General features: G+C 39.3%; 13 protein-coding genes. 9 read left to right on the top strand and 4 right to left on the bottom strand.

Annotated features, from left to right (window positions below; genetic code table 11):
- Positions 1-6: 6 nt before the first annotated feature.
- From gyrB to dnaA, 4 genes are all read right to left on the bottom strand, one after another.
- Positions 7-2,475, bottom strand: a complete 2,469-nt coding sequence (gyrB, locus tag HMPREF0013_RS23600) for a DNA topoisomerase (ATP-hydrolyzing) subunit B (protein ID WP_005804878.1) — start codon at positions 2,473-2,475, stop codon at positions 7-9.
- Positions 2,476-2,527: 52 nt separating this feature from the next.
- Positions 2,528-3,610, bottom strand: coding sequence for a DNA replication/repair protein RecF (gene recF / locus HMPREF0013_RS23605; RefSeq protein ID WP_002115479.1), 1,083 nt, complete (start codon positions 3,608-3,610; stop codon positions 2,528-2,530).
- 14 nt (positions 3,611-3,624) lie between these two features.
- Entirely contained in the window at positions 3,625-4,773 is a 1,149-nt protein-coding gene (dnaN, locus tag HMPREF0013_RS25375; protein ID WP_002115478.1) for a DNA polymerase III subunit beta, read from the bottom strand.
- Positions 4,774-4,870: 97 nt separating this feature from the next.
- Positions 4,871-6,280 (bottom strand): chromosomal replication initiator protein DnaA, encoded by a 1,410-nt coding sequence (dnaA, locus tag HMPREF0013_RS23615; protein WP_002115442.1) that lies wholly within the window; start codon positions 6,278-6,280, stop codon positions 4,871-4,873.
- A gap of 681 nt (positions 6,281-6,961) precedes the next feature.
- Here dnaA and rpmH point away from each other — a divergent pair.
- The 9 genes from rpmH to HMPREF0013_RS23660 all read left to right on the top strand — a co-directional run bounded on the left by rpmH (position 6,962) and on the right by HMPREF0013_RS23660 (position 16,018).
- Complete coding sequence (rpmH, locus tag HMPREF0013_RS23620; protein WP_000831329.1) at positions 6,962-7,096, top strand: 50S ribosomal protein L34; 135 nt, start codon at positions 6,962-6,964, stop codon at positions 7,094-7,096.
- 29 nt (positions 7,097-7,125) lie between these two features.
- On the top strand, positions 7,126-7,518 hold the full coding sequence (gene rnpA / locus HMPREF0013_RS23625) for a ribonuclease P protein component (protein WP_005063921.1): 393 nt from the start codon (positions 7,126-7,128) through the stop codon (positions 7,516-7,518).
- Between the two features lie 10 nt (positions 7,519-7,528).
- Complete coding sequence (yidD, locus tag HMPREF0013_RS23630) at positions 7,529-7,849, top strand: membrane protein insertion efficiency factor YidD (RefSeq protein WP_003656027.1); 321 nt, start codon at positions 7,529-7,531, stop codon at positions 7,847-7,849.
- A gap of 5 nt (positions 7,850-7,854) precedes the next feature.
- Entirely contained in the window at positions 7,855-9,615 is a 1,761-nt protein-coding gene (yidC, locus tag HMPREF0013_RS23635) for a membrane protein insertase YidC (RefSeq protein WP_002115440.1), read from the top strand.
- Positions 9,616-9,705: 90 nt separating this feature from the next.
- Complete coding sequence (gene mnmE / locus HMPREF0013_RS23640) at positions 9,706-11,061, top strand: tRNA uridine-5-carboxymethylaminomethyl(34) synthesis GTPase MnmE (protein WP_025464213.1); 1,356 nt, start codon at positions 9,706-9,708, stop codon at positions 11,059-11,061.
- 205 nt (positions 11,062-11,266) lie between these two features.
- Positions 11,267-12,505 (top strand): tyrosine-type recombinase/integrase, encoded by a 1,239-nt coding sequence (locus HMPREF0013_RS23645; RefSeq protein ID WP_025464214.1) that lies wholly within the window; start codon positions 11,267-11,269, stop codon positions 12,503-12,505.
- Positions 12,506-13,070: 565 nt separating this feature from the next.
- The gene (locus HMPREF0013_RS23650) at positions 13,071-13,304 is read left to right on the top strand and encodes a helix-turn-helix transcriptional regulator (protein ID WP_005804883.1); all 234 of its coding nucleotides are present in this window, start codon (positions 13,071-13,073) and stop codon (positions 13,302-13,304) included.
- Positions 13,305-13,307: 3 nt separating this feature from the next.
- On the top strand, positions 13,308-13,523 hold the full coding sequence (locus tag HMPREF0013_RS23655) for a helix-turn-helix domain-containing protein (RefSeq protein WP_005804884.1): 216 nt from the start codon (positions 13,308-13,310) through the stop codon (positions 13,521-13,523).
- 62 nt (positions 13,524-13,585) lie between these two features.
- Positions 13,586-16,018: a DUF927 domain-containing protein gene (locus HMPREF0013_RS23660; RefSeq protein WP_025464215.1), complete on the top strand. Its 2,433-nt coding sequence runs from the start codon at positions 13,586-13,588 to the stop codon at positions 16,016-16,018.
- Positions 16,019-16,135: the final 117 nt, after the last annotated feature.

Raw genomic sequence — 16,135 nt, forward strand, 5'->3', positions numbered from 1 at the left:
TATGAATTAAGCATCAATATCCGCATTTAAAGCATTCTCTTCGATGAATGCACGACGTGGTTCAACATCATCACCCATTAAGCAAGAGAACATACGATCTGCTTCAATCGCATCATCAATTGTCACCTGCAACATATTACGGTTTTCAGGGTCCATTGTTGTTTCCCACAGCTGTTCAGCATTCATCTCTCCAAGACCTTTATAGCGTTGGATCATCATACCGCGGCGTGAATCTTGCAAAATATGTTGCCAAACTTGATGAAAGTTAGCCACTTGAATACGGCGATCACCTTTTTGTAAAAAAGCACCGTCTTCAAGTAAAGTGAACCAACTCTTCGAGTTTTTGAGTAAACGTGCATATTCAGCTGAATTCAATAAAGCTGCATCAAGCAAATACGCATGCGGCAGATTATGAACATAGACAGTAATACGCGGCCAATAATGCGCAGATTTTTCACCTTGAGCATTTTCACGCTCAAATGCCTCTAAAGAGATTTCTGGACGTAAACTTGGCTGTAATCTGGTAATGATATCGCGTACCTGATCTGCCCATTGTTGTACATAAGCTTCATCATGGTTTTGATCACTCTTGAATACTTCTACTTCAAGTAAAGCATCCAATAAGCTAGCTGGATAACGTAAAGTTAAGCGCTGTAAGCTCTTTTGTGAAACTTGATAGTCTTGAATCACTTTCGCCAGTGCTTCACCAGTAATTGCAGGTGCTTCAGCATTGGTATGTAGAGATAGCTCATCAATTGCATTTGAGATGAGATAAGTTTCCAATGCATCATTATCTTTGATGTATTGTTCTTGCTTACCTTTCTTCAATTTATACAAAGGTGGCTGAGCAATATAAATATGCCCACGCTCAACCAATTCTGGCATTTGACGGAAGAAGAACGTTAACAACAAGGTACGGATGTGCGAACCATCGACGTCGGCATCGGTCATGATAATGATTTTATGATAGCGGAGCTTATCAGGGTTATATTCTTCACGACCAATACCACAGCCAAGTGCAGTGATTAAAGTACCGACTTCCTGACTAGAAATCATTTTGTCAAAGCGTGCACGTTCAACGTTCAGGATTTTACCTTTCAACGGTAAAATAGCCTGCATTTTACGATTACGACCTTGCTTAGCACTACCACCAGCAGAGTCACCCTCGACTAGATATAATTCAGAAAGTGCTGGGTCTTTTTCCTGACAATCTGCCAATTTACCTGGTAAACCTGCAATATCAAGTGCACTCTTACGACGTGTCATTTCACGCGCCTTACGTGCAGCATCACGTGCACGCGCAGCATCAATAATTTTACCAGCAATTGATTTTGCAGCTTGCGGGTTTTCAAGTAAGTAAGCAGAGAACTCTTTGTTCATTGCTTGCTCAACCGCTGGTTTTACTTCACTCGATACTAGTTTTTCTTTAGTTTGAGAAGAGAATTTCGGATCAGGTACTTTTACCGAAATAATCGCGGTTAAACCTTCTCGTGCATCATCGCCTGTCACATTGACTTTTTCTTTCTTGAGAATATTTTCATTTTCAAGATATTGGTTAAGACCACGGGTTAAAGCTGCACGGAAACCTGCTAAATGAGTACCGCCATCCTTTTGAGGAATATTGTTGGTAAAACAACGCACGTTTTCTTGATAACTTTCATTCCACTGTAATGCAACTTCTACACCAATACCGTTTTCTGTATCAGCAGTGAAATGGAAAATCTCGTTTAGATGAGTTTTACCTTCGTTAATGTATTTTACAAACTCAGATAAACCACCTTCGTAGTCATATACGTGCTCAAGGTTAATACGTTCATCACGTAAAACAATACGCACGCCCGCGTTTAAAAATGAAAGCTCTCTTAAACGACGCGCTAAAATTTCAACGTTAAAAATAGTTTGACTAAAAGTTAGTTCACTTGGCCAAAAACGTACAGTTGTACCACTGCTATCCGTTTCACCAATCACACGTAATGGATATTGCGGATCACCGTGGTGATACTCTTGTTCGTGCACTTGGCCAGCGCGATTAATAATTAAATGCAATTTACTTGAAAGCGCATTTACAACTGAAACGCCTACGCCGTGCAAACCACCTGAAACTTTATAGCTGTTGTCGTCAAACTTACCGCCTGCGTGCAGGATCGTAAGAATTACTTCCGCTGCAGACACCCCTTCTTCAGGGTGGATATCTGTTGGAATACCACGGCCATTATCAGAAACACTTACCGATTCATCTTCGTGAATCGTGACAATAATTTCGTCACAATGCCCAGCTAAAGCTTCATCGATTGCGTTATCGACAACCTCGAATACCATATGGTGTAAACCGGTACCGTCGTCTGTATCCCCAATATACATACCCGGACGTTTACGAACTGCATCTAATCCACGTAATACTTTAATACTAGAGGAATCATAAGCCTTTTCATTGGTTTGTTCTGTTTGAGAGGCTGATTGAGACTCTGAACTCATGGTTTCTCCCTAGCAAATATAGGTTTATTCAAAGATGGGTAACATCAAAAAATTATGGTGAAGCAAGACTAACTTGACCGGATTCAACATTGAATAATTGATATGAAATAGACAGATCATGTAAGTGTTTTTTTACCGATGCATGATCTAAAGTTGTCATAAAAACCTGGCTACCAAGTTGGCTTAATCGTTCAATTAAACGTTGTTGTGCGGTTAAGTCTAATTCTGCTGTCAGATCATCTAATAATACCACAGTTTCCTTATTACTCGCATGTAACATTGCAATTTGTGACAGTTTTAAGGCAATAATCAAGAGTTTTTTCTGACCTCTTGATAAAACTACATCAGCATGTCCAAACGGGGTTTTTAAGCGCAAATCTGCACGATGTGGGCCATACTCGGTATAGCGTCGTTCGATGTCTTTCTGGTGTTGATTCAGCAAGTCTTGCATGAGTCCCTGCTCTGTATGAAAACCGGGACTATATTCCAGTTCAATCTCTAGATCAGGTAGCAATTGACTTAAATCATTTTGAAAAAAGACATTCCATTGTTCCACAATACTTAAACGCTGAGAGTGTAAAATTTCACCATAATCACTCAACATTTTATTCCACGGCTCTAAATCCGCTAGAGAAATATTCCGTCTGGTTTTAAGTAAAGTATTACGCTGCTTTAATGCACGAGAATAATATTGCCAAGCAAAATAAAACTCAGGTTCCACGTGGAACATCAGCCAATCTAAAAGCTGGCGCCGAGGTTTCGCCCCATGGTCAATAATATCTGTACTTTGTGGATCAATATGCTGCAAAGGAAGCAGTTTAGCGAGTTGTCCTTGTGTAGCCACTGTATCGCCATTGACCTTCATCAACTGCTCACCAGAGGCCAACTTTTGCATGCCAATTTTTTCAGTTGCAGATTGCGCGAAAACAATCGCATCTTCAGCAGAGTATTGAATATAATTTTTAGGTATATGGGTACGGAACGACCGCCCTGTTGCAAGCAAATGGATTGCTTCCAGTATTGAAGTTTTTCCTGAACCGTTAGCGCCATAAAATACATTAAACGGTTGCAACCCTTGGAGTGCAACCGTTTTTAAATTACGCACACGTTCAATATTTAAACGCGTAAGATGCATATTAGATAGCCAGATTATACACGCATCGGCATAACGACATAGGTTTGATCAGGATGTGCCGGATCTTGAACCAATACAGATTGATTTGCCTCAGTCATGCTCATATTTACATCATCACCATCAAGCACACCTAAAACATCCAGCAAATATTGTGCATTAAATGACATTTCAAGCGGTATGTTTTGATACTGAATCGCTAAATCTTCAATCGCTTCGTCTTGTTCAGGGTTATTTGCACGTAGCTGTAAAGAATCTTGATTAAAATTCAAGAAAACACCACGTAATTTCTCATTACTCAAAATTGCGACACGTTGTAATGATTGTTTGAACACATCATGGCTAATTAATACATGTTTATCGCCACCACGTGGAATTACACGACGATAATCAGGGAATTTTCCATCAATCAACTTTGTAGTAAAGCGAACAGTGATATCGCCCTGCTCTTTGTCACGGCTTGGCGTATTAATTGTGACATTTAACAATTCACGACCAATCAGCAACGTTAATTGTTCATCTTCAATGCTAAGTAAACGCTGTAATTCACCAACAGCTTTACGAGGCACAATTGCTTGGACCAATTGAGATGATGTAGAAGAAGCAGTAATTTCACAAAGTGCTAAACGGTGACCATCTGTTGTTACTGCACGTAATTGATTTTCATCAATTTCTAATAAAGTGCCCGTTAAATAGAAACGTACATCTTGTACAGCCATAGCAAAAGCCGTTTTTTCAAATAAACGCTTTAACTCACGTTGAGTGACTTGTACTTGTGTACCTTGACTATTTTCAGTGGTCAATAATGGATAATCTTCTGCCGGTAAAGTACCTAATACAAAACGGCTATTACCAGATTTTAAAATACATCTTTGATCTTCTGTAATTTGTAAGTCAATCAATGCAGCTGTAGGCAATGATTTACAAATTTCCATCAACTTACGAGCAGGAACGGTTGTTTCACCTGCTTCAATGCATGCCCCTTCTGTTAAAACAGTACTGGCAACCAGCTCGACTTCTAAATCAGAACCGGTAATGGTGAGTGCCTGAGCATTAGTCTGAATTTTGACGTTTGAAAGAATATTCAATGTATGACGACGTTCTACCGCACCGACAACATGCGATAAAACATTGAGTAAGCTTTCTTTAGCGATTTTCAAACGCACGATTCATTCCTCTAGCAACTTGGAGCAAATATTTCATTTTTTAGCTGTGTACTATGCTGCACTTACGTAGACTTTGCAACAACGTCTTATCATTTCATTAACTCTGGAGTAGACGTAATAGATTTTTATAATCTTCGTCAAAAATCGGATCTTCTTCACGTAGACTTACTACTTTTTCGCAAGCATGCATGACTGTACTGTGGTCACGTCCACCAAAAGCCATTCCAATTTCGGGAAAACTATCACCAGTCAACTCACGAGCAAGTCCCATTGCTAACTGACGTGGTCGCGCATAGATTCGAGTCCGCTTTGGTCCTACCAATTCTTTTAAAGGAATACGGAAATATTCACTAACCACACGTTGGATATTTTCTACACTAATTGTACGTGCACGGATTGCCAACACATCTTTTAAAGACTCGCGGACAACATCAAGATCAATTGGTGCACCTTTAAAACGAGAAATTGCGACGACTTTATTGAGTGCACCTTCAAGTTCACGTACGTTGGCAACTACTTGTTGTGCAATGAATAATGCACAATTTCGAGGTAAATCAACGCCGCTATTTTCAGCTTTTTTCAATAGAATTTCGATACGAGTTTCAATATCTGGCGGTTCAACGCCTACAGAAAGTCCCCAAGAAAAGCGAGAAACCAAACGCGGATCTAACTCGGTCAATTCTTTTGGATAACGATCTGAAGTTAAAATAATCTGTTTAGATTCATCAAGTAATGCATTGAATGTATAGAAGAATTCAACCAAACTTGCTTCTTTACCTGCCAAAAGATGAATATCATCGACCAACAATAAATCTAAAGAACGGCAATTTTTCTTAAATTCTTCAACTTTGCCTTTTTGCAAAGAACTTACAAAATCCTGAACGAAGCTCTCAGAGGTCATATACATCACCCGTGCATTAGGCTTGGCTTGCAATAAAGCATTACCAACTGCCTGCATCAAGTGAGTCTTACCCAATCCTGTCGGACCATATAAGAATAAAGGGTTATGCTGTGAAGCACCTAATTGTGTTAATACCTTTCTACATGTTTCAGCAGCCATCTGGTTCGAACGGCCTTCAACAAATAAAGAAAAAGTAAATTGGGGGTTTAATAGTTTCTTTTTCGGTGTTTTTGGGTTCACTACACTATTAGTAGTAGGTGAACTGGAAATAGAATCTGGTTCTTTTTTTACTTTAATACTTTGTTGGGGCGCAGTTTGCAAAGCAGCAGTTGTAGTTGCTGGCTGCTCACCTGATGACAAAATACTACCAGGACGAGAATCAACTAAAATCTCAACCTGACGTACTCGCCCTTCTGATAACTGTTCGGCCAATATAGAAATTAATTCTAGATGGTTCTCTTGAATGTAACGCGTCCAATAAGGATTAGGTGCATAAAGACGCAGTGTCCCTTCTACTTCTTCAGCAACTAATGGGCGAATCCACATCGCAAAGACGTTATCAGAGAGCTCTTGTCGCAAGCGAGTTAAGCAGTCTGTCCAAAGCATGTGTATCCCCTATTTCTGCGTTTTTAAATTCAAATAATCTAAAGATTAACCCTTCCTGATGAGAAGGGGTCGCCATTCTAACCAAGTTATCCACATCTGTCATGACGATTTCAGTTGATTTTGTCTAAAAAGAAATCTCTTGTGAATAAATTTAAATTCAAAATGGCTTGTGTATAACTTTTTGCACAACCTGTGGATAAATTAACACATAAACTTATCCACAATCCATAAATATAGTAAAAACAGAGTTATCAACAACTCAAATATATGTTTTTTAAATTTAAAAGTGCGAAATCCACAGAAAAAGTTATCCCTAATAAGAATAAATTTAAATTTCTAAATTTGAATTTATTTAATAGGGTGGTGGTCTTTTGTGGATAACTGCAAAATATGAATTTAAATTCAAATACAGCAAATCCAAACCAAGATGGTATCTTGTTTTGTTGATAAATATGTATATAAGGTGTGTATATATTAAAAGTTCTAATAAAAATAGACAATTACTTTGTGTATAACTTTTAAAGCTATATATTGCACTGAATTATGACCGTGATAAAAAGAAGAGAAGAGATTAAAAATTTGGGTTAAATACAAAACTTTCTTGGTTTTTCATTGACAGCGTAAACATTGCACAATAAAATCGCGGACCTTTATAGAAAGATCATTTTTGGGAGTTTCAATATGAAACGTACTTTCCAACCATCTGAATTAAAGCGTAAACGCGTTCATGGTTTCCGTGCTCGTATGGCAACTAAAGCTGGTCGTCAAGTATTAGCTCGTCGTCGTGCAAAAGGTCGTCATAGCTTAACTGTTTAATACTGTTACGCTGACCAGACTTGGGTGTGATGACACTTTACAGTTTTAGCACAGACGTGCGAATACGCTGTGCTGCAGATTATAAAAGTGTATTTGATGGTGCGCTTTTTAAAGTGCATCAACCCCATTTTTTATTTCTTGCAAAATTAACCGAACAGCCTAAAAGCCGTTTGGGTATTGTTGTTGCTAAGAAAAAAGTGCGCCGAGCGCATGAAAGAAATCGAATAAAACGTCTTGCTCGTGAGAGCTTTCGTCTACATCAGCCGAATTTTGGATCAGACATAGATGTTGTGGTGATGCCGAAAGTTGGTATAGAAACGATTACGAATGCTGAGCTATATCAACAATTAGACTTTGCTTGGCAAAAATTACAACGCTTAGCAAAAAAACATTCTAAAGTTGGCACAACCTCGCAGAATTAAGAGATAGCCAATGGTCCGTTTTCTACGTTGGTTGATTCGACTGTATCAAATTGCGATTAGTCCGCTTCTTGGACCCCGTTGTCGTTATATCCCGACTTGTTCCCAATATGCGATAGAAGCATTGCAAACTCATGGTGCGATAAAAGGCGTTTGGTTATCTTCTAAACGGATTTGTCGTTGTCATCCGTGGGGAGGATCTGGATATGATCCGGTACCGCCAAAAGCAATTCGTTTTATTTCGTTTCATCAAATAGATTCTCAAACGCATCATGTTGCTGTACCCTTTCGTGATCGTTTACTGAAGCAAAATCTCTCTAACCATCTGGGGTAATAGATATGCAACAATGGGCCAGGTTTGCAATTCTCGGGGCCATGTTTGTCACCGCATATTTGCTCATTTTGGCTTGGCAAAAAGATTATGGAAATGCTGCAACTGCTCCGCAACAACAAGCGGCAGCTGTAAGTTCGCATGAAGTATCTGCTGATTTGCCAAATGCTAAAAATGCAACAGTGGCTTCCGATGTGCCACAAGCAAATATTGCGCAGTCACAAACCACAGATGCAACTGCACCTGTGAATCAACAGCTTATTTCAGTACAAACTGACCTTTACCATATTTGGATCAATCCAAAAGGTGGTGATATTGTTCGTATTGAATTACTCTCACACGACAAAAGCAAAGACAGCGATCAACCTTTTGTTATGCTTGAAAATGATGCCAAGCGTACATATGTTGCTCAATCTGGCTTAATTGGTTTGAATGGACCAGATAGTAGTCGTGGTGGTCGTCCATTATATGCTGTTGAAAAGACATCATATACTTTGGCTGATGCTAAAGGTGTACAGGACCAAAAGGGTCAATCTGAAAAAGTTTTAAACGTTCCGATGGTATTTAAAACACCTGAAGGCGTTGAAATTATTAAAACTTTTACCTTTACTCAAGGTCAATATCCAATTGTTGTAAAACATCAAGTCATTAACCGTAGCCAACAAAGCTGGCAAGGTCAGATGTTTGGACAATTAAAGCGCGATAATTCTGAAGATCCAGGTAAATCTTCTCAAGGTATTTTCACTCTAGGAACTTTCTTAGGTGGAGCTTGGGGAACGCCTGATGCACATTACAACAAGCTTAAATTTGCTAATTTCTCAGAAGAAAAAGTAAATACTGAAGCGAAAGGTGGATGGGTTGCGATTGTTCAGCATTATTTTGTAAGTGCTTGGATTCCTGGAAACCTTAAGCTGACTCAAGCGAATGGTCAGCCTTATGTAGCTAAGCTTGAATCTCGTCAATCTGCTGATCACATGAATATCATTGGTTTTACCTCACCAGTGATTAATGTTCCGGCAGGCACTTCAATGGAAGTGGATGCAAAACTTTATTCAGGTCCGAAAGTACAATCTGAATTAAAAGATTTAGCTGTTGGTTTAAATCAGACTGTTGATTATGGTTGGTTATGGCCGATTGCTAAACTCTTGTTCTTAGGTCTTCAATTCTTCCATAGCATTGTGGGCAACTGGGGATGGTCAATCATCTTGCTTACCATTATGGTGAAGATGATCTTGTGGCCTTTATCTTCAAAAAGTTATCGTTCTATGGCGAAAATGCGTGTGATTGCACCAGAAATGCAACGCATGAAAGAAGAGTTCGGTGAAGACCGTATGCGCTTCTCGCAAGAAATGATGGCTTTATACAAGCGTGAACAAGTAAATCCACTTTCAGGTTGTTTACCATTGTTGCTACAAATGCCAATTTTCCTTGCTTTGTACTGGGTACTCATGGAAAGTGTGGAATTACGTCACGCACCATGGTTAGGTTGGATTCAGGACTTGTCAGCAATGGATCCTTGGTTCATCTTGCCGTTAATCATGGGTGCTACCATGTTTGCACAGCAAATGTTGAACCCGCAACCCGCTGATCCAATGCAGGCAAAAGTGTTCCGCATTATGCCGATTATGTTCACGGTATTTATGTTGTTCTTCCCTGCCGGTCTTGTACTGTACTGGATTGTGAACAACAGTATTACTATTTTACAGCAGTCGTTTATTAATAAGAGCGTTGAGAAAAGTCGTATCAATAAGACTGAATCAGCTTCTTAATCGTTGAACTTTTGCTGAATAAATCCGCTTAAGATGGTAATCTTAGGCGGATTTTTCTTTGGCTGGATTTTAGGTTTTTAGGTGAATAATATGCAAAGTCAAACCACGATTGCCGCAATTGCAACGCCACCTGGGCGTGGTGGTGTGGGCGTGATTCGCCTATCTGGACCTAAGGCTTATGAAATTGCTCAAAACCTGACACAAAAAAACTTGCCTGAAGCGCGTATGGCGGGTTTCCGTAAATTTTATGATGCTGATGCCAGCATTATGGATGAAGGGATTGTTCTATGCTTTCCCAATCCTCACTCGTTTACAGGTGAAGATGTTGTAGAGCTACAAGGCCACGGCGGTCCAGTCATCCAAAATGCCTTGCTTGGGCGTCTATTTGAGCTAGGCGCAATTGCTGCAAAAGCCGGCGAATTTTCCATGCGTGCTTTTGAAAATGGCAAGATGGACTTGGTACAAGCGGAAGCGATTGCCGACTTGATCGATGCGACTTCGCAAGCTGCGGCACGCTCTGCGGTTCGCTCTTTACAAGGCGCTTTTTCAACAAAAATTAATACTGTTTTAGAAAAACTGATTCATTTACGCCTGCATGTTGAAGCAGCAATTGATTTTCCTGAAGAAGAAATCGATTTCTTGGCAGATGGTAAAATTTTAGCTTTACTTGAAGATGTTCAGCAGTCGGTACATGCTGTTCAAACCTCTGCACGACAAGGTCAATTATTACGTGAAGGTCTACAAGTCGTTATTGCAGGTAAACCAAATGCGGGTAAGTCGAGCTTATTGAATGCACTTGCTGGTGTTGAGCGTGCAATTGTGACCGATATTGCTGGTACAACTCGTGATGTTTTACATGAAAAAATTAGCTTAAATGGTCTACCAATCACCTTAACAGATACTGCGGGTCTTCGTGAAACAGGTGACATAGTTGAAAAAGAAGGGATTCGTCGTGCAATCAAAGAAATTGAACAAGCTGATTTGTTATTGCTGGTTTATGATCTAAACCAAGGTGATGACCCATTAAAACTCGCTCAAGAGTATTTTGCGGAACATATTGAACCGCGTCGTTTAATGTTAATTGGTAATAAATGCGATTTAACTGGACAATTAGCTGAAATAAGTGATTTCCAAGGTTTCCGTCATATAACCGTTTCTGCAAAACAAGAGATGGGCGTACAAGGCCTCGTAGACGCGATTACAGCGCATGCAGGCTTCCACCCTGAGGAAGACACCTTTATTGCAAGAACACGTCATTTAGACGCAATGAAGCGCACACAGCTCTATCTTTCAGAAGCACGTGAGCAACTTGTTGTGTTTAACGCAGGTGAACTAGTTGCTGAGTCATTACGTCTTGCCCAAAATGCTTTAGGTGAAATTACCGGTGACTTTAGTGCCGATGACTTATTAGGCAAGATTTTTGGTTCATTCTGTATTGGAAAGTAATCTAAAATTAAATCAATATTCCAATAAGTTCCAATAAGTTTTAATATAAATTAAATAGCATTAAGTTTTAATTACTTAGTGCTTTTTTTATGCCTTTTTATTATTCCAATATGTTCTATGTATTCATCTAGTGCTATGATTTTTTTAGTCACTTTATAGCTACGTGACAATAAAACCTTATTTTTATACTTGAGTGACTAGAATAATGCCAAAGACAAATGGCTTGTTTTTCTCAACAGATCGAGAGATACAAAACCTTAAACCGCAAGAAAAGCGATATTCAGTTAAAGACAAGCTGAATAACGGCTTATTCATTGAGGTAAAGGAATCAGGCGTAAAGTCTTGGCACTATCGCTATTCACTGGATGGCAAACAAGACCGATTAGTATTAGGTCGCTATCCTGATGTATCACTAAAAGATGCACGGCAGTTACGTGATGAATCTGCCTCATTGGTGGCTAAAGGAATTTCACCAAAACAAAGTAAAAAGAAAGTCACCAGTGTTTTATTTAGTGACTACGGTGAACGCTATTTAAATGAAGTCATTAAGAAAGAGCGTAAAGACCCTTACAACATGATTTTATGTTTGAACAATGATATTTACCCGATGATAGGTCATATCGCTTTAGATCAGATCGGTATTGATGATGTACGCCGTGTGATATGGCGTAAAAAAGATCAAGGCTATGATGCCGCTGCAAATCAAGTCAGAGGCTTATTAAAGCGCATGTTTGATTATGCAATGACACTTGGACTTGTCCCATACAATCCTGTGTTAGCTATTCCGACACGCCACATCTTTAAAGCCGTACCGAGAAATAGATATTTAAGTACCAGTGAAATCCGTACCTACTACACTACCCTTTTGAACTCACGTATTTACCGCCCACGTAAATTAGGTTTATTGCTGTCATTGCTTACGTTAGTGCGTAAATCAGAACTATTGAGGGCTAAGTGGGAGCATATCGACTTTGAACAACGGATATGGTTGATTCCTGAAACTAAGGCGGATAGTGCGACAGGTCATAGCCGTGAAATGGTCGTTTATATGTCTGACCAAGTCATAGAGATATTTAACGAATTAAAGACCATTGCAGGCAATGAGCCTTATGTATTTGTTGGTCGTAAGAGTGGCACACATATTAGCCATAACGCTTTTAACACGGCGCAAAAGTCTGCATTGGCATTAACGGATATACCCGATTTCACAGTACATGATTTACGCCGTACAGCGAGTACACATCTCAATGAACAAGGTTTTAATAGTGATGCAATCGAGGCTTGTTTAAACCACACCATGCGAGGTGTTAGAGGTGTTTATAACAAAGCAAAGTACGAGAAAGAACGTGTAGAAATGATGCGTAAATGGAGTGATTTTATATTTTCTTTAATCTATGAGATGAATGTCATTTTCTTCAATAATGTAAAAAAACGAAGTGTTTAAGATATGAGTTTAGAAATTTATCTGTATTTTTTGTAGGCAGTCGAAATATTTTATTGAATAGAGTTTTTCTGATTTAAATATATGATTTTTAATGTTATTAATATTTTTATTTGTGGGGTTTCATAAATTTTAGAGAATGCTTTCGCATTTGTGACACATCACTCTAATAGTGAATTGATGTATCTTGTCGCGAATTCATTAAGTTCTAAGGGCTTACTGAATAAAATATGAAAAAAAACTGCCAAAGGTATTAGAGTACCTAAAGCAGCTTTTTTAAGGATTGGGTATTTGGAACGGCAATTCCAAAATCCCAAGTTAATTAATCGCCCGTACAAGGGTACAAATCTAAAGAATAGAGATGTAAGCGAATTAAGTAACTGAGTGAATCAAACGATATTGAATATCGTCTCGTTATATTAGCTGAATTATAATTTGGCGTAAAGAATACCGAAGAATTGGTAGGTGATTACCTGTACCTGCTATTTGATGACTATTATTTTTTGATCACTTTGTAAATTTTCTTACTTTTTATCTTTAGATTTTCTCAAATTTGGAGAATTTCTATATGAATTTATCTCAAGAACAACAAATTACAAACTTGCGTTTAATTCGCCGTAAAGAAGTACAAGCTAAAACAGGCTTTGGTGCCTCTTCTATCTATGCCGAAATGGCTAAGGGAAATTTCCCTAAACCAGTATTTATTTCAGAGCGCCGTGTGGCTTGGATTGAATCTGAGATTGATGCATGGATTGCTGAACGTATAGCAAGCCGTACCTCTATTGCAACAATGGAGGGTTAATCCATGAAAGTTAATCAAAAAAATCAAATTCTTAAATTCTTAAAGCAAGGTCATACTTTAACCCAAGCCGAAGCAATCAATTTCTTTGGATGTTATCGTTTAAGTGCGATTATTAATTGCTTACGTAATGCTGGCTATGAAATTGTGACGCATAAGGAGAAAAATAAATTAAGCCAAGGGACTCATGCACGTTATGAGTTAGTACAGGTGCAATCATGAAGAATTGTTTATTTGATTTAATGATTGGTCTTAAATTTTGTTTTGAAACTCTAGGGGGCTAAATGAACTCATTTCATCATTCCCAGAGCCTTGAACAGGTTACGGACATTTTAGCAACTTGCACATCACTTACTCCATCAGATGATGCCTATATCAATCATCCTCTTATTCAGCGTTTTGGCAGTCCGTTACAGCCGATGTATGTTGATCAAAGTCACATAGATATAAACAGCGTGAGCTATGACAATCCTTTGATTTTACCAGTCTATGATGGGCAATTAGAGCTTGTGCAATGCGCTGTTTTGCAAGATGGGCAACGTGCGCAAGTTTTCCCGAATGGATTAGCGCAAGGCTTTGCATTGTATGGTCGTTTTGACCATGCAGAGCCAATCATCATCACCTACAGCCTAGAGGCATTCTTTAAGATTGCCCAAACAGGCTACGCCGTTGCACTGGTGCTATTGCCTACCCTATGCAATACCAAACAAGTTGAGTTAAAAGCCTTTGATTTTGAGCAAATCCAATTTGTGATTAATCAGCTTTTAAAGTCAGGTTTTGACAGGTTGTATATACCAGTACGCCCTGAACAGATACAGCTTGAGGCATTCCAAAACCTTGAGAAAAATAGCCCTGTTCGATTGCTCAACCAATTTCAAAAGGCAGGTGAAAGCGAGTTTTTAACTGAGCTTTTACAGGATGATGATGCAGAAGAAGTAAAAGCATTTCTTGATTATGCCATTGAGCAATTGCCTGAACTTGATCCATTGCCCAAAGGACATTTAGCCAAACCGTTTAAATATGGTGATGGTGTATTTCACCTTTTAGAAAGTGGCTTGTATTACATTGAGCAAACCAAAGAGGATGAACATAAACGCTTTATCTCAAGTCCGATCAAAGTATTGGCTCAAACGAGAGATACCACCAATAACGCATGGGGACGTTTGCTCGAATGGCAAGATTCAGATGGGGTAACACACACCCAAGCCCTGTCTATGGAGCTATTTCAATCGGATGGCGTGGAACTCCGTAAAGCCCTTGCCTATCAAGGTGTCGTTATTGCACCCGATGGCAGAGCAAGAAATTTACTGCAAAGCTATTTAATGAGTTTTCCGACCGCCCAAAGGGCATTATGTGTTGACCGTGTTGGATGGCATGATGATGTCTTTGTCTTGCCTCACCAACAGATCGGACAGCATGAGAATGACGATTTGATTGTTTATCAGACCACACAAGGGATTGATAGCAACTATCAAAGCAAAGGCACATTAGCGCAATGGCAACAAGGTATCTCTATTCCCCTTGCCACTCATTCAAAATTAGTGGTTGCCTTGAGTTCAGCTTTTGCAGGGCAATTGCTTGCACCACTTGAGCAACAGACAGGTGCAGGCGTTCACTTTAAAGGGCAATCCTCTAAGGGCAAAACCACAGCGTTATATGTCGGCTGTAGTGTATGGGGCAAACCAAGTAACTATTGCAAAACATGGAAATCGACAGGCAATGCTTTAGAGCATACGGCATATATTCACAATGATGGATTTTTGGCACTGGATGAAATTGGAGAGGTCGCCAATCCTAAAGAGCTGGGCAACATTGCTTATATGCTTGCCAATGGCAAAGGTAAAGCACGATTAACTAAGCAAATCACCGCTAAACCCTCATACACATGGAAAGTCATATTCTTGTCTACAGGGGAAAAGAGCCTCAAGGAAATCATGCAGGAAAACGGACAAAAGACCAAACTTGGTCAAGAAATCCGTTTGATTGATATTGATATAGACCAGTCCGAATATGGCTTATTTGATCAGATCGACTTTGCCGAAGATGGTGCAAAGCAATCAAGATTACTTGTAGAGCGTTCTAATCAATTCTATGGCGTTGCAGGCATGGCATGGTTGGATTACCTCACCAGTGACAAGAAAACAGCCATAGCCACGGCTAAACAGCTATTGGAGCGATATAACCTAGAGTTAATTGCAGAGCATAAACAAGGTCATATTGTACGTGTGGCAAATGCTTTTGCCTTGATTGCTACGGCAGGCGAACTGGCGACCCAAGCAGGCATTACAGGATGGCAGACAGGCACAGCCTTTAACGCCGTGAAAACTGTTTTTAATGAATGGGTGAAAGACTTTGAGTATGTCGGTGATTATCAGAACCGAGAATATATTTTAGCGGTTAAAGCATTTTTAGAGGCTTATGAATCTAGCCGATTTGAAGCGATTACACCTGATACCGACAATATGGAAAAAATCATCAATCGAGTGGGCTACTGGAAGATAGAAAGCGGTGAAAAGATATTTATTGTGTTACCTGAGCAATTTAAAAATGAAGTGTGTAAAGGTCACGATAGTAAAAAAGTAGCCAATGCTTTACTTATCGAAAAGCTACTTATGCACGACACAGGCAAGACCAGTAAAACTGTTAGGGTTCCTGTTAGAAAAAATGCACTCAAGGCTTATGTCGTAAAAGAAGCCATTTTTAGTTGGGAAGCCTAAAAAAGCGAGGTAACAAAGGTAACACAGGTAACAACCGCATGAATAAAGGCTTTGAGGGTGTTACCTATAGCTAAATCGTACAGGTAACACGAGGTAACAGAGGTAACAAGTTCTATA

This window comes from Acinetobacter sp. SH024, assembly GCF_000163635.1.
GTDB classification, from domain to species: domain Bacteria; phylum Pseudomonadota; class Gammaproteobacteria; order Pseudomonadales; family Moraxellaceae; genus Acinetobacter; species Acinetobacter pittii.